14 protein-coding genes are annotated in these 18983 nt (G+C 72.5%); 11 read left to right on the forward strand and 3 right to left on the reverse strand.

Features of this window, described 5'->3' with window-relative positions; genetic code table 11:
- Window positions 1–41: 41 nt before the first annotated feature.
- From AB4880_RS22775 to AB4880_RS22785, 3 genes are read right to left on the reverse strand one after another with little or no spacing between them, the layout of a single operon-like run.
- Window positions 42–1460: a YlbE family protein gene (locus tag AB4880_RS22775; RefSeq protein WP_367921514.1), complete on the reverse strand. Its 1419-nt coding sequence runs from the start codon at window positions 1458–1460 to the stop codon at window positions 42–44.
- Complete coding sequence (locus AB4880_RS22780) at window positions 1457–2926, reverse strand: AllF/FdrA family protein (protein WP_367921515.1); 1470 nt, start codon at window positions 2924–2926, stop codon at window positions 1457–1459. The genes AB4880_RS22775 and AB4880_RS22780 overlap by 4 nt, the downstream gene beginning before the upstream one ends.
- On the reverse strand, window positions 2923–3708 hold the full coding sequence (locus AB4880_RS22785; protein ID WP_367921516.1) for an oxamate carbamoyltransferase subunit AllH family protein: 786 nt from the start codon (window positions 3706–3708) through the stop codon (window positions 2923–2925). Before AB4880_RS22785 ends, AB4880_RS22780 begins: the two co-directional genes overlap by 4 nt.
- A 119-nt stretch (window positions 3709–3827) precedes the next feature.
- On the opposite strand from AB4880_RS22785, the gene AB4880_RS22790 reads away from it, so the two are divergent.
- The 11 genes from AB4880_RS22790 to AB4880_RS22840 all read left to right on the forward strand — a co-directional run bounded on the left by AB4880_RS22790 (window position 3828) and on the right by AB4880_RS22840 (window position 18983).
- Window positions 3828–5072 (forward strand): PucR family transcriptional regulator, encoded by a 1245-nt coding sequence (locus AB4880_RS22790; protein ID WP_367921517.1) that lies wholly within the window; start codon window positions 3828–3830, stop codon window positions 5070–5072.
- 143 nt (window positions 5073–5215) lie between these two features.
- The gene (locus AB4880_RS22795) at window positions 5216–6577 is read left to right on the forward strand and encodes a uracil-xanthine permease family protein (RefSeq protein WP_379229278.1); all 1362 of its coding nucleotides are present in this window, start codon (window positions 5216–5218) and stop codon (window positions 6575–6577) included.
- The gene (locus AB4880_RS22800; RefSeq protein WP_367921519.1) at window positions 6574–7440 is read left to right on the forward strand and encodes an FAD binding domain-containing protein; all 867 of its coding nucleotides are present in this window, start codon (window positions 6574–6576) and stop codon (window positions 7438–7440) included. The genes AB4880_RS22795 and AB4880_RS22800 overlap by 4 nt, the downstream gene beginning before the upstream one ends.
- Window positions 7437–7937 carry a (2Fe-2S)-binding protein gene (locus AB4880_RS22805; protein WP_367921520.1) on the forward strand — a complete coding sequence of 167 codons (501 nt, stop codon included), beginning with the start codon at window positions 7437–7439 and terminating at the stop codon, window positions 7935–7937. Before AB4880_RS22800 ends, AB4880_RS22805 begins: the two co-directional genes overlap by 4 nt.
- A complete protein-coding gene (gene cutA, locus AB4880_RS22810) occupies window positions 7934–10312 on the forward strand; it encodes an aerobic carbon-monoxide dehydrogenase large subunit (protein WP_367921521.1) in 2379 nt (792 codons plus the stop codon). Before AB4880_RS22805 ends, cutA begins: the two co-directional genes overlap by 4 nt.
- Window positions 10309–10935 (forward strand): SRPBCC family protein, encoded by a 627-nt coding sequence (locus AB4880_RS22815; RefSeq protein ID WP_367921522.1) that lies wholly within the window; start codon window positions 10309–10311, stop codon window positions 10933–10935. Before cutA ends, AB4880_RS22815 begins: the two co-directional genes overlap by 4 nt.
- Entirely contained in the window at window positions 10932–12332 is a 1401-nt protein-coding gene (locus AB4880_RS22820) for an amidase (protein ID WP_367921523.1), read from the forward strand. The genes AB4880_RS22815 and AB4880_RS22820 overlap by 4 nt, the downstream gene beginning before the upstream one ends.
- A gap of 670 nt (window positions 12333–13002) precedes the next feature.
- Window positions 13003–15168, forward strand: a complete 2166-nt coding sequence (locus AB4880_RS22825; RefSeq protein ID WP_367921524.1) for a hydantoinase/oxoprolinase family protein — start codon at window positions 13003–13005, stop codon at window positions 15166–15168.
- Between the two features lies 1 nt (window position 15169).
- A complete protein-coding gene (locus AB4880_RS22830; protein WP_367921525.1) occupies window positions 15170–17188 on the forward strand; it encodes a hydantoinase B/oxoprolinase family protein in 2019 nt (672 codons plus the stop codon).
- Between the two features lie 10 nt (window positions 17189–17198).
- Window positions 17199–17939 carry an SDR family oxidoreductase gene (locus AB4880_RS22835; RefSeq protein WP_367921526.1) on the forward strand — a complete coding sequence of 247 codons (741 nt, stop codon included), beginning with the start codon at window positions 17199–17201 and terminating at the stop codon, window positions 17937–17939.
- A 96-nt stretch (window positions 17940–18035) separates the two neighbouring features.
- Window positions 18036–18983: a carbamate kinase gene (locus tag AB4880_RS22840; RefSeq protein WP_367921527.1), complete on the forward strand. Its 948-nt coding sequence runs from the start codon at window positions 18036–18038 to the stop codon at window positions 18981–18983.

Consider the following 18983-nt stretch of genomic DNA (forward strand, 5'->3'; position numbering starts at 1 on the left):
GCATTTTGCGGGCTGGTTTCTGCCGGGTCGGCGATGGTGGGTCAGGCCCTCGCACGCTCCCGGGTACGACGCGCCAGCTCTGCCAGCGCCGCCGGGAAGATCGACGCGGGCGGGGTGACCAGGCCGGCGCCGACCTGGCCGACGCCCGCGACCTTGCCGGCCATGCCGGTGTTGATCTGCGGCAGGATGCCGGTCCGGCACACGGACGTGACGTCGATGCCGGTGGCGGCGCCCGCGAAGTCGAGGACCGGGATCGGCCAGCGGTTGTTCTCGGTGATCGTGATCTCCCGCATCCGCCGGCTGGTGGCGAGGGCGTCCGGGACGGTGCCGCCGACGAAGCGGACGATCGCGGGGGCGGCGGCCATCGCGAAGCCGCCGATGCCGGCGGTCTCGGTGATGGCGGAGTCGCCGATGTCCGGGTTCGCGTCGTCGGGGCCGTAGTCGCCGAGGAACAGGCCGTCGGCGAGCTGGGCGGGGCCGGTGAACCACTGGTCACCGGTGCCGGAGACCTGGATGCCGAAGTCCGTGCCGTTGCGGGCCATCGCGACCACCATCGTCGAGCCCGGTACGTCGCGCGCGGCGTCGAGGGCCAGCTTGCAGGCGGGCATCGCGATGTTCAGGAAGAAGTGGTCGTTGCCGCCCATGAACGCGAACGCCTCGGCGATCTCGTCCGACGAGCGCGACGAGCGCACCAGCGCGGGCGCCAGGTCGCGCAGCATCATCAGGGTGCCGGCGCGGTTGCGGTTGTGGGCCTCGTCGCCCATCTGCAGCATCTGGCCCAGGATCGCGGTGGCGTCCATCGGCTCGGCGGCGGCGACCCCCTCGGCGAGCAGTGGGCCGAGGACGTCGCGCATCCAGCGCAGCCGCTCGAGCACCTCGGGCGAGTAGGCGCCGTACCGCAGCACCTTGCCGAGGCCCTCGTTGAGCGAGCAGTAGGTACGGCGACCGGTCGCCGGGTCCTCCAGGACGAACATCCACATGGACGGCGACACCACGCCCGCCATCGGGCCGACGGCGCTGCGGTGGTGGCAGGGCTCCAGCGAGACGTTCGCCCCCGACGCGAAGAGCGCCTCGGCGTCCTCGGGGTTCTCGACGAGATCCTCGAACGCGGCCGCGCCCATCAGCGCGCCGCGCAGCGGGCCCGAGGCGCGCGACCACTCGATCGGCGGGCCGGCGTGCAGGAACTGGCCCTGCTCCAGGCCGAGCAGCTCCGACGCCGGCGCGACGCCGACGACGAGCGCCTGGACGTCGAGCATCCGCGAGACCGCGAGCGCGTTGGCGTCGCGGCGCAGCGGGTCGGCGGCGACGGTGGCGAGGTCGTCGACAGTGCCGTCCATCGGGGGCTTCCAGTCGACGCGCTCGACCGGGACGGCCTGCGCCTCGACGGAGGCGGCGAACATGTCGGCGCCGACCGCAGCGACGGCGGCGGGGGACTGGCTGGGCAGGGACGTCGTGCTCATCGGGCGCCTCCGGTGGCGAGAGCAACCGCCCGGCGGGTGGCTGCGGCGTTGGACAGGTGGACCTCGGCGCCGGCGGCGGCCAGCGTCTCGGCCTGGCGGGCGAGGCCCTGCTGGTCGGACGTGGTGCCGACGCACGCGACGACCACGGGTACGGCGCGCCCCGCGCGCGCCGCGGCGATGGCGGGCGCGAGGTCGGCGGCCGGGTCGTCCTGCGCGCCGTGACCGAGGACGACGTCCATCAGGATCACCGCGGTCTCGGGGTCGGCGGCGACCTTGGTGAGGTGCTCGAGGCGCAGGGTCGGGTCGATCATCGGGTGCGCGCGGCCGCGGGTGAGGCCGTCGTCGCCGAAGTCGATCATCAGGTGACCGGGGCTGAGCAGCGAGCTGTCGAGCTCGAGCTCCGGCGAGAGCGGGATGTTGCTGCGGATGTCGCCGAGCTCGGCGGCCGCGAGCAGCATCGCCTCGTCGCACAGCGTGCCGCCGACGAAGAGCCCGCGCAGCGCGCTGCCGTCGACGCCGACCGCGGGGGTGCCCCACGTCGGCCACTCCGGTACCGCGACGCCGAGGTCGCCCAGCAGCGCCTCCACCTGGGTGGTGAGGTCCGGCTGGCCGGAGCCGAGCAGCGCGAAGCGCACCGGCGTGGACAGGTCGGCGGCGAACTTCTCGACCGCCGCGGCCACCTCGGGCGCCGGGGGCTTCGAGACGACGACGATGTGCTCGACCGAGGGGTCGGCGTCGAGGCGCTCCAGCGCGGTCGCCGTGGAGATGCCGCCGATCGCGGCGGACAGGTCGCGCCCGCCCACGCCGAGCGCGGCCGCCACGCCGACGCCGGCGGCGTCGAGCAGCGCGAGGATCTGCTGGCAGCCGGTGCCGGACGCTGCCACGATGCCGACCCGGCCCGGGGTGACGGTGTTGGCGAAGCCGAGGCCGACGCCGCCGACGACCGCGGTGCCGCAGTCGGGGCCCATCACGAGCAAGCCGCGGTCGCGGGCGATCCGCTTCATCGCGAGCTCCTGCTCGACCGGCACGTTGTCACTGAAGATCATCACGTCGGAGCCGGCGTCGAGGGCGTCCATCGCCTCGACCAGCGCCGACGCGCCCGGCACCGAGACCAGCGCCAGCCCGCCACCGGCGCGTCGCAGCGCGGACGCCGTGGTGCGCGGCGGCGCCACGACCTCGCCGCCCGAGGAGCCCTTCCGGGCCGCCGCCAGCGCGGCGTCGACGGCGGCGAGGGCCGCGGTCAGTGCGTCCTCGTCGTCGAGGCGGAGCGCGACCACCATGTCGTTGGGGGAGGCCGTGGGCAGGGTGAACCCCATGCCCTGCAGCACCTCCACGTTCAGCTCGGTCGCCATCGCCACCTGGGCGGCGGCGACGCCGGGCGTGGCCGCGACGTCGCGGCTCACCTGGAGCAGGGCGACGCTGTCGGCGTACGCGCCGGGACGGATCTCGACGTGCTCGACGGTCATCGAGGACTCCCTTCAAGGGGTTCGGAGTGGGACTGGAGGAGAGCGAGGGTGGCGCCGAGGAGCATCCCGGCGCCCGAGGTGTGGCCGACGGCCAGCAGGCCGGCCACCGCGTCCGCGTCGCCCGAGGCGACGGCGGTGCGGAACGGGGCGATCGCCTCGCCGTCCGCCGCGTGGAGCAGCAGCGTGGCGGAGAGGCTGGTCGTGCGGTGTAGGTGGGCGCGCACCGCGGCGGTGACGGGCGCGTGGTCGCGGCCGGTGGCGCGGGCGGTCACCAGCCAGCCCGCCAGGACGTCGTCGCCGACCGGGGTGAGGCCGTCGCCCCGCCCCACCAGCGCGGGTACGGCGTCGGGGTCGCCCGCCGCGAGCCGCTCCAGGGCGGACACCGGCAGCTGGTCGCGCGCGGGGGACAGGTCGGGGTCGAGTACCCGCAGCCGCTCGGTGGCGGCCGCGTCGAGGGCCGGGAGCGCGAAGCCGACGAGCCGGTCGACACCGACGCTCATCGCACCCACCGTGAGCATGCCGCCGGCCGCCGTGACGGGCGCGCCGACCGTGATCTCCGGGAGCGACGGCAGCGTGGTGGCGATGGCGCACGGCACGTGCACCGCGCCCCGGGCGAGGACCCCGACGACCCGTCCGCCGAGGTCGGCGTAGACCGCCTGGGCCCCGGCGTGGACGACCGTCCCCGAGGCCGCGGGGCCGTCGAGGAGGGTCCGGAGCGCGGTTCCGCCCGCTCCCGCGACGCGCCCGGAGGGCAGCGGGGAGGACGACGAGGGATCCGGCACTTGTGGGACGCTAACGGCTGAGTATCGTGCATCGAATGGTGAGCATTGCCAAGGTCGGGGCCGAAGTCGGGCAAGAGTTGATAGGAGCCGCGGGCGACCGCATGGCCCAACATGGCTTCATGGACGTCGAGGACCTGGCCGAGTCCCTGGCCCAGCGCGTGCTGGCGGGCGCCGACCTCGAGGACCTGGTCGCCACCATCGGCGAGGTGCTCGACGCGGAGGTCGCCGTCACCACCACCGACGGCCGCGAGCGCGCGGCCGACCTCGCGGAGGAGACCCGCGCCCGCCTCGCCGACGCCGACCTGACCGACGCCACCGGGCGCCTGCGCGTGGAGTGGCTGGGGGAGTGGTTCGGCCGCGAGAACCAGCCGGTGTCGGGCGCCCGCATCCACCGGGTCCCGCTCGCCACCCCGACCCAGGCGCTGGGCCACCTGATCGCCGTCGTCGAGCGCGAGCTCAACGAGCGCGAGCTGGTCGCCCTGCAGCGCGCCGCGACCGCGGTCTCCCTCTCGATCACCCGCGAGCAGGCCGTCTCGGCCGTCGAGAACAAGTACCGCGGCGACTTCCTGCGCGACGTCTTCCTGGGCCGCGCCGGCTCCGAGGCGTTCGTCCGCGAGCACGTCGCCGGCTTCGGCTGGGAGCTGGGTGGGCCGATGCTCGTCGTCGTCGCCCAGATCGACCCCGACCCCAGCGGCCAGCCCGCCGTCGAGGACCAGCGCCAGTGGCAGAGCCGCTTCGCCAACGCCTGGCGCCAGGTCGCCGGCGCCGTCGACAAGTCCATCCCGATCGCCGACTTCGGCTCCGAGGTGGTCGCCGTCCTGCCGGCCGACGAGACGGTGGTCCCCGCCCAGGACGAGCAGGTACGACGCCTGGTCACCGCCGTCGCGGGCGACAAGGGCGGCGGCCGCCGTCCCTTCTCGGTCGGCGTCGGCCGGGTCGCCTGCGGCGCCGCGGCGCTGCCCGAGAGCTACACGCAGGCCCGCCGCGCGCTCGACGTCGGCCGCCGCTTCCGGGGGCCGAGCACGACTACCTGGTTCGACGACCTCGGGCTGCACCGGCTGATCGCGATGGTGCCCGACACCGCCGAGCTGCGGGCGTTCGCCGACGACGTGCTCGGCGAGCTCGCCGAGCCCACCGAGGAGGCCGCGACCCTGCGCGAGACCCTCCAGGTGCTGCTCAACACCAACTTCAACGTGGCCGAGGCCGCGCGGACGCAGTTCTTCCACTACAACACCATGCGCTACCGGGTCGGGAAGCTCGAGCGGCTGCTCGGTCCGGTCGCGTCCGACCAGAACCTCCGGCTCGACGTCGCCGTCGCGCTCAAGGTGCTGGAGGTCGTCGGGCACGCCGGGACGACTCGCTGAGCAAATTCTCACAGCACTTCGGCGCGCCTTTGGCGAAACTGGCCAGTGAGGTGTGACCTGGGCCTCAATAGGTTGGTGCCTCTCGGGAGCCCTGATGCAGCCGAATGCGGCAGCCCGAACAAGGAGAGGGACAACACATGTCGATGTTCTCGTGGGAGCTGGTCAACCCGGCTCCCGGTCAGCCGGTAGGACCGCGCCAGCGCCTGCCATGGCTCCCGACGATCGGTCTCGGCGCACAGCACGTGGTCGCCATGTTCGGTGCGACCTTCGTGTTCCCGCTGGTCATGGGGCTCGACCCCAACCTGGCCATCATGTTCTCGGGCATCTGCACGATCGGGTTCCTGATCGCCTGCAGCAACCGCGTGCCCAGCTATCTCGGCACCAGCGCGTCCTTCGTCGCGGGTGTCGCGGCGATCCGGGCGCACCCCGGCGCCGACTCCTCCGACGTCACCGGCGCGATCCTGGTCGCGGGCCTGGTGCTCGCCGCGGTCGGCGTCCTGGTCCACTTCGCCGGCGCGGGCCTGATCCACAAGATCCTGCCGCCCGCCGTCACCGGCGCGGTCGTCATGCTGATCGGCTTCAACCTGGCTCCGGTCGTCGCGGGCATCTACTGGCCGCAGGACCAGTGGATCGCGCTGGCCACGGCGGCCTTCATGGTCTGCGCGTCGGTGCTGCTGCCCGGCTTCTGGTCGCGGATCGCGGTCTTCCTGGCCCTGATCTTCGGCTTCGTCCTGTCGGTCCTCGCCGACAAGATCTTCGGCCAGATCAACTCCGTGCTGCCCACCAGCGGCGGCAAGGCCATCGACCACGACCGCGTGTCGTGGGCCGGTGTGAAGGCCGCCGACTGGATCGGCTTCCCGAGCGGCAAGCTCGCCGACGGCGTCTCCGTCGTCCACGGCCCCAGCTTCTCGCTGACCTTCATCCTGCTCGTGCTGCCCGGCGTCATCGCCCTGATCGCCGAGAACACCGGCCACGTCAAGGCGGTCGCCGAGATGACCGGCGACAACCTCGACCCCTACATGGGCCGCGCCATCGCCGCCGACGGCACCGCGACCGCGTTCGCCAGCCTCTTCGGCGGCTCGCCGACCACGACGTACGCCGAGAACATCGGCGTCATGGGTGCCACCAAGGTCTACTCGACCGCGGCCTACTACGTCGCCGGCATCGTCGCGATCCTGCTGGGCCTGTGCCCGAAGTTCGGCGCGATCATCAACGCCACCCCGGGCGGCGTCCTCGGCGGCATCACCGTCGTCCTGTACGGCATGATCGGCCTCGTCGGCGCGAAGATCTGGGTCGAGAACAACGTCGACTTCGGCGACCCGGTCAACATGGTCGGCCTCGCCGCCGGCCTGATCGCCGGCATCGGTGGCGTCACGCTGAAGTTCTCCGACAGCTTCGAGCTCGGCGGCATCGCCCTCGGCACGATCCTCGTCATCGTGTTCTTCCACGCGGTCAACCGCCGGAAGGCCGAGCTCGGCGCGGGTGAGGTGACGAAGAGGCTGTGAAGCCCGCACCCTTCGACTACGTCCGGCCGGGGTCCCTGGAGGAAGCCCTCCAGGCCCTGGCCGGGCACCCCGAGGCCAAGGTCCTCGCCGGTGGTCAGAGCCTGGTCCCGCTGCTCTCGATGCGGCTGGCCGCCCCGGCGGTCCTGGTCGACATCAACGGCCTGCCCGACCTCGACCACGTCCGTGCCGACGCCGACGGCGTCCGGATCGGCGCCCTCGCCCGGCACGCGCAGGTCCTGCGCCACCCCGGCGTGGCGCAGGTCCAGCCGCTCGTCGCGCTGGCGCTGGCGAATGTCGCCCACGCGACGATCCGCAACCGCGGTACGACGGTCGGCTCGCTCGTCCACGCCGACGCCGCGGCCGAGATGCCGATGGTGCTCCGCCTGCTCGACGGCTCGGTCGACGTCGTCGGCCCCGAGGGCCGGCGCACCATCGCCGCCCCCGACCTGTACGTCGGCCCGCTCGAGTCGAGCCTCCACCACGACGAGATCGCGGTCGAGGCGCACTTCCCGGCGCTGGCCGCCCACACCGGCGTGGCCTTCGAGGAGATCGCCCGCCGCCACGGCGACTACGCCATGTGCGGCGTCGCAGCGGTCGTCACCGTCGACGGTGACCGGGTGGTCTCGGCCAAGGCCGGCTACCTCTCGGTCTCCGACATCCCCGCTGTGGTCGACCTGACCGACGCGCTCGACGGCAAGATCAGCGACGCGTCGCTGGCCCGCGCGGCCGACGCCGCGCTCGCCGTACTCGACCCGGAGACCGACATCCACGCCACGGCCGATTACCGCGCGCACCTCGCCCGGGTGCTCACTGCGCGGGTCGTCACCGCGGCCTACGACAACGCACGCGAGGAGAAGGCGTGAGCACCGAGCAGATCCACGAGATCCGGCTGAACGTCAACGGCGTCGACCACGAGGCGGCCGTGCCCGCCCGGCGGCTGCTGTCCGACGCGCTGCGCCACGACCTCGGACTGACCGGCACCCACGTCGGCTGCGAGCACGGCGTCTGCGGCGCGTGCACCGTCCTCGTCGACGGCCAGCCGACGCGCAGCTGCCTGATGTTCGCGGTCTCCGCGGTCGGCAGCGAGATCACCACCGTCGAAGGGCTGGCCCGGCCGGACGGCGAGCTCGGCCCGGTGCAGCAGGCGTTCCGCGAGTGCCACGGCCTGCAGTGCGGCTTCTGCACCCCGGGCTTCCTCACCACGATCACCGCCGGCATCGCCGAGAACCCCGATCCCACCGAGGAGGAGGCGCGCGACATGGTCGCCGGCAACCTGTGCCGCTGCACGGGCTACCAGAACATCGTCAAGGCCGTGTGCCGCGCCGCCGAGATCGCCCGCGAGGGCGGTGACGCCCTGTGACCACCAAGATGATGGGCGCCAAGGTCCAGCGGGTCGAGGACGACCGCCTGGTCCGGGGCGCCGGCCGCTACGTCGACGACGTCGCACCCGACGCGCTCCACACGGCCGTCCTGCGCAGCCCCCACGCCCACGCGCGGATCCTGTCGATCGACGTCGACGCCGTCCTCGACGTCGAGGGCGTGCACGCCGTGTGGACCTACGACGACCTCGAGGGCGCGATGGCCGAGCCGCTGCCGCTGCTCATCCCGCACCCCACGCTGACCCACGGCCGCACGCAGTACGCGCTGGCCAAGGACGAGGTCAACTACGTCGGCGAGGCGATCGCGCTCGTCGTCGCCGACGACCGCTACCTCGCCGAGGACGCCCTCGCGCAGATCGTCGTCGAGTACGAGCTGCTGCCCGCCGTCGTCGGCATCGAGGCCGCGCGCGCGGCCGAGCGCCTCGTGCACGACGACGTCCCCGGCAATGTCGCCGCGCGGATGGAGCAGTCCAACGGCGACGCCGCCGCGGCCATCGCGTCCGCCCCGCACCGCCTCGAGCTCGACCTCGAGATCGAGCGCAGCGCCTGCATGCCGATGGAGGGCCGCGGCACCGTCGCGCGCTGGGACCCCGACCAGAACCGGCTCCAGGTGTGGACCTCCACGCAGACCTCCACCGGCGTCCGCGCCGCCGTCGCGGCCAAGCTGGGCCTCGACCTCGGTCAGGTCGACGTCATCACGCCCGACGTGGGCGGCGGCTTCGGCGTCAAGATCGTGCACCCCTGGCCCGAGGAGCTCCTCGTGCCGCTCGCCGCGCAGAAGCTCGGCCGGGCCGTGAAGTTCACCGAGGACCGGCGCGAGCACTTCATCTCCTCCGCCCACGAGCGCGCCCAGCTGCACCACGTCGAGGTCGGCTTCGACGACGACGGGCGGGTGCTCGGGCTCGACGTACGCTTCTGGCACGACCACGGCGCCTACACGCCGTACGGGCTGATCGTCCCGATCATCACCTCGACGCAGCTGCTCGGCCCCTACAAGCCGGGTGCCTACCACGTGCAGTTCGACTCGCTCTACACGAACACCGTGATCGTGACGCCGTACCGCGGCGCCGGCCGGCCGCAGGGCTGCTTCGTGATGGAGCGGACCATGGACGCGATCGCGGCCGCGCTCGGCAAGGACCGGGCCGACGTCCGGGCGGTCAACTTCATCCAGCCCGACGAGTTCCCCTACGACCACGGCCTGATCTTCCAGGACGGTCGCGAGCTCACGTACGACTCCGGCGACTACCCGGCCATGCTCGAGAAGATCAAGGAGATGGTCGACTGGGACCACTTCGAGGACTTCCGCGCGGCCAAGGCCGCCGAGGGCAAGCGGGTCGGCCTCGGCCTCGCCTGCTACGTCGAGGGCACCGGCGTCGGCCCCTACGAGGGCGCGCACGTGCACATCGAGACCTCCGGCAAGGTCAAGGTCGCCACCGGCCTGACCTCGCAGGGACAGGGCCACCAGACCGCGTTCGCGCAGATCGTGGCCGACGAGCTCGGCGTGCGCTTCGAGGACGTCGAGATCACCACCGGCGACACCCGCCGGATGCCGTACGCCGTCGGCACCTTCGCCTCCCGCGCTGCCGTGATGAGCGGCTCCGCCATCCACCTCGCCGCCAAGCGCGCGAAGGAGAAGGCGCTGCGGATCGCGGCCGACGCGCTCGAGGCCGACGTCGACGACCTCGAGATCGTCGACGGCGTCGTCAGCGTCAAGGGCACCGACAGCTCGATCCCGCTCGGGACGGTCGCCGTCCTCTCCAACCCGCTGCGCTACGCCTTCGACGAGGCGTCCAAGGCCGCTACGCAGTTCAGCGTCGGCGACCCCGGCAAGCCGCCGGTCGCCGAGGACGACGAGCCGGGCCTCGAGGGCAAGGACTTCTACTCGCCGCCGCGCTCGACCTTCGCCTCCGGCATGCACGCCGTGATCGTCGAGACCGACGTCGAGACTGCCGAGATCCGGATCCTCAAGTACGCCGTCGTCCACGACTGCGGCCACCTGATCAACCCGATGATCGTCGAGGGGCAGATCCACGGCGGCGTCGCGCAGGGTGTCGGCGGCGCGCTCTACGAGCGGATGGCCTACGACGAGTCCGGCCAGCTGCTCAACGCGTCGTTCATGGACTTCCTGATGCCCTATGTCACCGAGGTCCCCGAGCACATCGACATCGACCACCTGGAGACCCCGTCTCCGCTCAACCCGCTCGGCATCAAGGGCGCGGGCGAGGCCGGCGTGATCCCCGGGTCCGCTGCCTTCGCCGCCGCCATCGAGGACGCCGAGCGGCTGCCCATCACCGCCATGCCGATCTCGCCGTCGCAGCTCTTCGCGCTGCGGCTGGCCCACCAGGAGTCGAAGTGAAGATCAACGGTCAGAACACCATCGCCGCGCCCGTCGACAAGGTCTGGGACGCGATCCTCGACCCGCGTGTGCTCGTCGCGACGATCCCGGGCTGCGAGAAGCTCGAGGCGACCGGTGACAACGCCTACGCGATGACGGTCAGCGCCGGCGTCGCGGCGATCCGCGGCACCTACAGCGGATCCTGCGTGCTCGAGGACCTCCGCAAGGGCGACGGCCTGACCATGAAGCTCAAGGGCGCCGGCGCGCCGGGCACCATCGACGCGACGGTGCTGGTGACCTTCGCCGACCAGGGCGGCCAGACGGTGCTGTCCTACGACGCCGACGCGGTCGTCGGCGGAATGATCGGCGGTGTCGGCCAGCGGATGCTGACCAGCGTCTCGCGCCGGATGGCAGCCGAGTTCTTCGGCAACGTCGAGAAGGTCCTCGCCAACGGCCTCCCGGCCGAGGCGGTCACCGCCGTCGAGCCGTCCGCCCCCGGCGAGGCCCCGGTCTACGCAGCCGCTCCCAAGGCGAGCGCGGTCCCCGCGGTCGGTGGCGAGTCGTTCCTCATGGGCGTCGCGGTCGGCGGCGGTCTCGTCCTCGCCGGCGTCATCGTGGGCGGGCTGCTGGGCCGTCGGCGATGACCGGGACGACGGGGGCGCTGTCGGTCGACTCGACCGCGCGCGAGCAGGCGGCCGCCGTACGGGGCAAGGAGATCTCGGCCCGCGAGCTCCTCGACCTGCACCTCGACCGGATCGCCGAGCGCAACCCCGAGCTCAACGCGATCGTCTCGCTCGACGAGGACCGCGCCCGCGCCGGCGCCGCTGCCGCCGACGAGGCGCTCGCCTCCGGGGCGGAGGTGGGGCCGCTGCACGGGCTCCCCTTCGCGTTCAAGGACACGCACGCGGTCGGCGGATGGCGCACGACGTACGGCTCGACGGTGATGGCCTCGAACGTGCCCGAGCGCGACGAGCTGATCGTCGAGCGGGTGCGCGCGGCCGGCGCCTTCACGATCGGCAAGACCAATGTGCCGGAGTTCGCGGCCGGGTCGCACACCTTCAACAAGGTCTTCGGCACCACCCTCAACCCGGTCGACCCGACCCGCTCCGCGGGCGGCTCGAGCGGGGGAGCGGCGTGCGCGCTGGCGGCCGGCATGGTCCCCCTCGCCGACGGCTCCGACATGGGCGGCTCGCTGCGCAACCCGGCGTCCTTCTGCGGCGTCGTGGGCATGCGGCCCAGCCTCGGTCGGGTGCCGGAGTGGCCGCTCTACAACCAGTGGGAGACGACGTCCGTCGGCGGCCCGATGGCCCGCAACGTCGGCGATCTGGCGCTCCTGCTCTCGGTCATGGCAGGCCCCGACCCGCGCGCGCCGCAGGCGCTGGGCGACCCGGGCGCCGTGTTCGCCGACCCGGCGCCGGCGTCGCTCGCCGGCCTGCGGGTGGCGCTGAGCGTCGACCTGGGCGGCGCGCTCGAGGTCGACCACGAGGTCGCCGCCGTCGTCGAGGACGCCGGCCGCGCGCTGGCCGCCGCGGGCGCCACCGTCTCCGGCGCGCATCCCGACCTCGGCCTCGCCGAGGACACCTTCCGGACGCTGCGCGCCTGGCACTTCCAGGCCAAGCTCGGCAAGCTGCTCGCCGCCCATCCCGACGAGTTCAAGCCGTCGCTCGCCGACAACATCCGGGCAGGGGAGTCGCTGACCGGCGCCGACGTGGCCCGGGCCTACACCCAGCGGACGGCGCTGTCGGAGACGATGCGCTCGTTCTTCGCGTCGTACGACGTGCTCGTGCTGCCGGTGTCGCAGGTGCCGCCGTTCCCGGCGACGCAGGAGTTCCCCACCGAGATCAACGGCAAGCCGATGGCGACGTACCTGGACTGGATGCGGTCGGCGTACTTCATCACCGTGACGGGATGCCCGGCGATCTCGGTGCCCTTCGGGTCGACTGCTGCGGGGCTGCCGGTGGGGGTGCAGCTGGTTGCTCGGCACGGGGCGGACCTTCAGCTGCTGCAGGTGGCGGCGGCGTTCGAGGCGCTGCGTTCCTGAGCTGGGTCTCGCGCGTGGCTGGTCTTCCGGGGCGGCCGTGCTGCTTCGCGGGTGGGTCGTGTGCCTGAGAACGCCTGTGGGCGGGTTCTGGGGCACACGACTCTGCTGTCGGTGGGCTGGTGTTGTGCGGGATCGGTGCGGCGGGGTTGGTCGGGCGGCCGCGCGGTAGCCGGCACTCGATGCGCTCGCGCCGTCGCTGACGCGGCCGCCCGCTGCGCTCGCCGTCGGGTCGGCTCCAGCAGTAACTCGGTGTTCGGTCGTCCACCACGGTGTGATGACCGGTAACGACCCCCTGGTGGATGCACGAACACCGAGCTACCTGCGCGGCAGCGCTCGCGCCGGCCGCGCCACCGGTGGCGCCCGCTCTGACGCGCGCCGCGGTCGGTCTCCCGCCGGCAGTAACTCGGTGTTCGGTCATCCACCACGGCGCTTCGTCGTCCACCACGGTGTTCGACGTCCACCACAGTGTTTCGTCATCTACCACGGTGTGATGACCGGTAACGACCCCCTGGTGGATGCATGGACACCGAGTTACATACCGGGCCCGCCGCGCGCTGGCGGGCGTCGGAGCGCCCGCCACGACCGCTCGGCAACATCTGCCGACGATCGCCCCACCCCTCGGCAGAAGATGCCGTCGTCTCCGGCGACGTGGGTCACTTGAATGAGACCCATGACAGCGAGGCGGATCAGAATCGGCATCGACACCGGAGGCACGTTCACCGACGTCGTGGCCTTCGACGAGGACAGCGGCGCGGTGGTCACCACCAAGACCCCGAGCACGCCGGCGAACCCGGCCGACGGGTTCCTGGCGGGCATCGACAAGGTGCTGGGGATCGCGGGGGCGGAGTTCGCCGACGTGGTCGCCGTCAGCCACGGGACGACGGTCGCGACCAACCAGCTCCTCGAGGGCAAGGTCGACGCGCTCGGCTTCATCACCACCGAGGGCTACGAGGCGATGCTCGAGATCGCCCGCCAGTCCGTGCCCGACGGCTACGGCAACTCGTACTTCTGGGTGAAGCCCGACCGCATCGTGCCTCGCGACCTGGTCAAGGGCGTCGGCGGCCGGCTCGACTTCACCGGTGCCGAGATCCGTCCCTTCGACGAGGACGGCGCCCGCGCGGTCGCGCGCTGGTTCAAGAACAAGGGCATCGACACGCTCGGCGTCTGCTTCCTGCACGCCTACGCCAACCCGGCGCACGAGGAGCGGATGCGCGAGATCCTCGCCGAGGAGCACCCGGACGCCGTCGTCTCGATCTCCAGCGAGGTGCTGCGCGAGTACCGCGAGTACGAGCGGTCGATGACCACGCTCGTCGATGCCGCCGTCAAGCCCAAGCTCTCCCGCTACGTCAACAACATCAAGGACCGCCTCGCCGAGCAGGCGGCAGCCGCCGAAGGGGTCGGGGGGTCCACGGGGGGCGGAGCCCCCCGTGCGGTAGAGGTGTTCGGGGGGTCCACGGGGGGCGGAGCCCCCCGTGCGGTTCCGTTCTACGTGATGAAGTCCAACGGCGGCGTCCTGTCGGCCGACGAGGTCGTGCACCAGCCGATCACGACGGTCCTGTCCGGCCCGGCGGCCGGCGCGCTCGGCGCCGCGCTGATCGCGAAGGTCGCGGGCTTCGACAAGGTCCTCACCTCCGACGGCGGTGGTACGTCGACCGACGTCTCCGTCGTCATCGACGGCGAGCCGACGCTGACCACCGAGGGCAGCGTGGGCGTCTACCCGTCCAAGATCCCGATGATCGACGTCGTCACCGTCGGCGCGGGCGGCGGCTCGATCGCGTGGCTCTCGCCCGAGGGCACGCTCAAGGTCGGCCCCCACTCGGCCGGCGCCGACCCGGGCCCGATCTGCTACCGCAAGGGCGGCTCCGAGGTCACGATCACCGACGCGCACGTCTTCCTCGGCCGGATCCCTCCCCACCTGCTCGGTGGCGAGATCCCGCTCGACGTCGACGCCGCGACGGCCGCGATCCAGCAGCTGGCCGGCAAGCTCGGCATCACCGCCGAAGCGTGCGCGACGGGCATCCTCGAGATCTCCGCGTGGAACCAGGCCAACGCACTGCGTCAGGTCACCGTCAAGCGCGGCCTCGACGTCCGTGACTTCACGCTGACCACCTTCGGCGGCTCCGGCTCGCTGCTGCTGTGCCGGCTCATGGACATCCTCGGCATCCCGACGGTCCTGGTCCCACCCAACCCCGGCAACGTCTCGGCGTTCGGCCTGCTCACCGTCGACGTCAAGAACGACTACGTGCAGACCCACGTGGCGCTGCAGGAGAACCTCGACGTCGCCGCGCTCCAGCACGAGTACGACGTCCTCACCGAGCGCGCCGCGACCGCCCTGGCCAAGGAGGGCTTCGCGCCCGCCGAGCACGTGTTCGTGCGCACCGCCGACGTCCGCTACTTCGGCCAGGCCTTCGAGGTCCGCGTCGGCGTCCCGGACGGGCCGATCACCGACGAGTCGCTCGCGACCGTCGCCGACCGGTTCCACGCCGAGCACCGTGTGCTCTACGGCTACGACTTCTCCGGCGACCCGACCCAGCAGGTCGAGGTCGTCAACCTCCGGGTGTCGGGCGTCGGCCCGATCAAGCGCCCCGAGATCCTGCGGGCCGACGACGCGAAGGCCGCGCCGCAGCCCACCGGCACCCGCTCGGTCTGCTTCGACGCCGACGCCGGGTACGTCGAGACGCCGGTCTTCTGGCGCACCGACCTGCCCGCCGGCCAGGTGCTCACCGGCCCGGTGATCATCGAGGAGTTCGGCTCGACCGTGCCGATCCACCCGGGCTTCACCGCTCGCATCGACGACTACGCGAACGTCATCGTGACGCGCTCGGAGGGAAACTGACATGTGCCTGAGCTGCCAGACCGCCGCGGTCCAGAACCCTGGAGCGCCCACCCCGCACGACACCGGGGACACCGGGGACACCGGTGACACCGGCTCGCGTCGCGCGCCCACCCAGTTCCCGTTCGGCACCCTGACCGGCGACGCCGGCCGCAGCGCCGACCCGGTCCTGGTCGAGATCGTCCAGGGCTCGCTCGCCGCCGTCGAGCACGAGGTCGAGACCGCGATCGCCCGCACGAGCCGCAGCCCGATGATCCGCGACGCGCACGACTTCCGCGCGGGCATCCACGACCGGCTGCTGCGCAAGCTCACCGGTCGCTCGTACTCCGCGCTCGTGCACCCGGTCGCCCGCGACTTCCCGATCGAGGAGATGAAGGAGGGCGACGTCTTCTTCCACAACGACGTCTACCTCTCCGAGGGTGGCATCGGCCATCTCCCCGACCTGTGCGTCACCGTCCCGGTCTTCGCCGGGCCGGAGGGGGAGCGCCGCGTCGTCGCCTTCATCCAGGCGTTCGGCCACCACGACGACATCGGTGGTGCGGTGCCCGGCTCGATGCCGTCGCACGCGACCAGCGTGTTCGAGGAGGGCCTCGCGGTTCCCCCGATCAAGCTGTGGGACGCCGGCGTCCCCAACCGCTCGGCGCTGACGATCATGACCCGCAACTCGCGGATGCCCGAGTCGCTCGCCGCCGACCTCGACGCCGAGTGCTCGGCCTGCCTGATGGGCGCGCGTCGCCTGGGCGAGCTGTTCGACCGCTACGGAATCGAGACCGTCGAGTCCTGCTTCGACGCGGTCATCGACCGCTCCACCCAGACCTACCGGCGCGAGATCCTCTCCAAGATCCCGGTCGGCACCTGGACCTGGGAGGACTACGCCGAGCACGACGGCGTCGACGACCCCAAGCTGCACACGCAGCGGATCACCCTCACCCGCACGGCCGCCGACGACCCCGAAGGCGAGCGCCTCGTCCTTGACTTCGCCGGCACCAGCCCGCAGGCCAAGGGCCCGATCAACCACTGCGGCGACTACTCCGACGGCGTCTTCCTCAAGAAGTGGCTGGCGCCGATCCTCCGCAACCTCGCCGACACCCCGGAGCGGATGGCCGAGCTCGACGTCAACGAGGGCGTCGTCCCGCTCATCGACATGCGCTTCCCGCCGCCGGGCACGCTGCTCACGCCGGTCTTCCCGGCGCCCACGAACGCCCGTACGTTCGTGATCCTGCGCCTGCTCGGCGTCCTGGCCGGCGTCATCGCGAAGGCCGTCGACGGCAAGATGCCCGCCGACCAGGAGACGATCCGCTACACCGGCGTCTACGGCGAGGACCTCGAGGGCCGCTCGTACCTGATGCGCGAGGTGCTCGGCGGCGGCTCCGGCGGCCGCTACTACGCCGACGGCGAGGACACCATCCACGTCGTCCCGGACTCGCGGAACCTCCCCACGGAGTTCACCGAGTCGCGCTTCCCGTTCGTGGTCGAGTCGCTCGGCCTGGCCAAGGACTCCGGCGGCGCCGGCAAGTTCCGCGGCGGCCTGGGCTACGAGAAGCACATCCGGATGCTCAAGGACGCCAACTTCATGTCCATCGCCGACCGCTCCATCCTCGCCTGCTGGGGCGTGAAGGGCGGCAAGGCGGGCAAGCCGTTCCAGGTCACCATCGACCCGGGCGGCCCCAACGAGCGAGAGGTCGACGCCCTCGCCGACGCCGAGCCCGTGCAGGCCGGAGAGACGATCCGGATCCGCACCACCGGCGGTGGCGGCTGGGGCAACCCGCTCGAGCGCGACCCGGCGCTCGTCGTCCGCGACGTCGTGTGGCGCAAGGTCTCTGCGGAGGCCGCGCTCGCCGACTACGGCGTGGTGCTCACCGGCTCGCTCGACGACGACAGCCTCGGACACGACGCCGCCGCCACCGAGGCCGAGCGGGCGACCCGCCCGGTCCCGGCCGAGGACGACGCCTTCTTCGACCGCGGCCCCGGCTACGGGGTCCTCGCCGGTGGCGCTGCCGCCGCCGCGGTGGACATCCGCTGAGGAGCGAGCTGTGAAGGTCGCGATCCTCGGGGGATCCGGCAAGACCGGCCGCGCCGTCGGTGCGGCTCTGGCCCAGGCGGGCGTGGCGACACGCCCCCTGGGCCGGGCCGCGTTCGACGACCTGCCGGCGGCGCTGGACGGCGCTGACGCCGTCCACGTCATCGCGCCGAACCTGCTCCCCGACGAGCCCGCCTACGTCGCCGACGCCCTCGCCGCCGCGGGGGAGGCCGGCGTGGGCCGGGTCGTCTACCACTCGGTGGCCTCGCCGTACGTCCCGGCGATGCCGCACCATCTCGGCAAGGCCGTCTCGGAGGACCTGGTCCGCCGCTCCGGCCTGGACTGGACGATCCTCCAGCCGTGCGCCTACGTGCAGAACCTGGTGCCGGCGCTGCGGGCGGCCGCGGACGCCTCCGGTGTGCTCGAGGTGCCCTATGCCGTCGACCGGCCGTTCGGGATGGTCGACCTGCTCGACGTCGCTGCGGCCACCGCCGCCGTGCTGACCACGCCGGGGCACGTGGGGGCGACGTACGAGCTCGGGGGACCGGCGCTCGTCACCGTCGCCGACATCGCCGCGGCGGCCGGACTCACCGCCCGCCGGGTCGAGGCGGAGGCCGACGTGCACCCCTGGCTGCGGGCGATGTTCGACTACTACGACGACCACGGTCTGCCGACCGGGGGCGTGCCCCTGGCGGCCCTGATCGGCCGCGCACCGGCAACGGTCGCCGACGTCCTGGCCCGCACATTCTCATAGGCTGACGACGGCTGGCAGGTGTTGCCAGGGTTCTGCTCCGGAGTTGGCTGAAACCGACGATGAACGGGGGTGATCCGGCTCACTAGGTTCGCTCTCATGAGAATCCTGTTGGCGCTCGGCGGCAACGCGATGACGTCCCCCGACGGCAAGGCCCGTCCGGAAGACCAGATCGCCGCCGCCACGCAGGCCATGGACGCGGTCGCGGACCTCGTCGCCGAGGGCGTCGAGGTCCTGATCACCCACGGCAACGGACCCCAGGTCGGCAACCTCCTGGTCAAGAACGAGCTCGCTGCCCACGTCGTCCCGCCGGTCCCGCTCGACTGGTGCGGCGCCCAGACCCAGGGCACCCTCGGCGACATCTTGATGAACGCCCTCGACGGCGCACTCGCCGCCCGTGGCATCGCCCGCCCGACGGCGGCGCTGGTGACCCGCACCCGCGTCGACGCCGACGACCCCGCGTTCGCCGCCCCCACCAAGCCGGTCGGCCGCTACCTGTCGGCCGACGAGGCGAAGAAGATGATCGACCACGGCGAGACCTGGGAGGACCGCGGCGAGCGCGGCTGGCGTCGTGTCGTCGCCTCCCCGGAGCCGCTCGAGGTCCTCGACGCCCCCGCGGCCGTCGCCCTCGTCGACGCCGGGTACGTCGTCATCGCCAACGGCGGCGGCGGCATCCCGACCGTACGGCGCGAGGACGGCACCCTCGCCGGCATCGAGGCCGTCATCGACAAGGACCTCGGCGCCGCCCTGCTCGCGCGCGCCGTCGAGGTCGACATGCTCGTGATCGCCACCGACGTGGCGCACGCCGTCCTCGGCTTCGGGACCCCCGACGCCCAGGACATCGGCGAGGTCACCCTGGACGAGATGCGCTCGTATGCGTCGGCCGGGCACTTCGCCGGAGGGTCGATGGGCCCGAAGGTCGACGCGATCTGCCGCTTCGTCGAGCAGTCCGGTCGCCTCGGTGTCATCACCGATCTCAGCAGCATCGTCGCTGCCGCCTCCGGCCGCGCCGGAACGATCGTCACTCCCAACCGAAAGGAAGCCTGA

The organism is Nocardioides ginsengisoli (assembly GCF_039537225.1).
GTDB lineage: Bacteria > Actinomycetota > Actinomycetes > Propionibacteriales > Nocardioidaceae > Nocardioides > Nocardioides ginsengisoli.

What these genes read in the sequence shown, in the direction of transcription:
- AB4880_RS22775 (WP_367921514.1), bottom strand. Translation starts at nt 1,460, where the DNA reads ATGAGCACGACGTCCCTGCCCAGCCAGTCCCCCGCCGCCGTCGCTGCG.
- AB4880_RS22780 (WP_367921515.1), bottom strand. Translation starts at nt 2,926, where the DNA reads ATGACCGTCGAGCACGTCGAGATCCGTCCCGGCGCGTACGCCGACAGC.
- AB4880_RS22790 (WP_367921517.1), top strand. Translation starts at nt 3,828, where the DNA reads ATGGACGTCGAGGACCTGGCCGAGTCCCTGGCCCAGCGCGTGCTGGCG.
- AB4880_RS22795 (WP_379229278.1), top strand. Translation starts at nt 5,216, where the DNA reads ATGTTCTCGTGGGAGCTGGTCAACCCGGCTCCCGGTCAGCCGGTAGGA.
- AB4880_RS22820 (WP_367921523.1), top strand. Translation starts at nt 10,932, where the DNA reads ATGACCGGGACGACGGGGGCGCTGTCGGTCGACTCGACCGCGCGCGAG.
- AB4880_RS22825 (WP_367921524.1), top strand. Translation starts at nt 13,003, where the DNA reads ATGACAGCGAGGCGGATCAGAATCGGCATCGACACCGGAGGCACGTTC.
- AB4880_RS22830 (WP_367921525.1), top strand. Translation starts at nt 15,170, where the DNA reads ATGTGCCTGAGCTGCCAGACCGCCGCGGTCCAGAACCCTGGAGCGCCC.
- AB4880_RS22840 (WP_367921527.1), top strand. Translation starts at nt 18,036, where the DNA reads ATGAGAATCCTGTTGGCGCTCGGCGGCAACGCGATGACGTCCCCCGAC.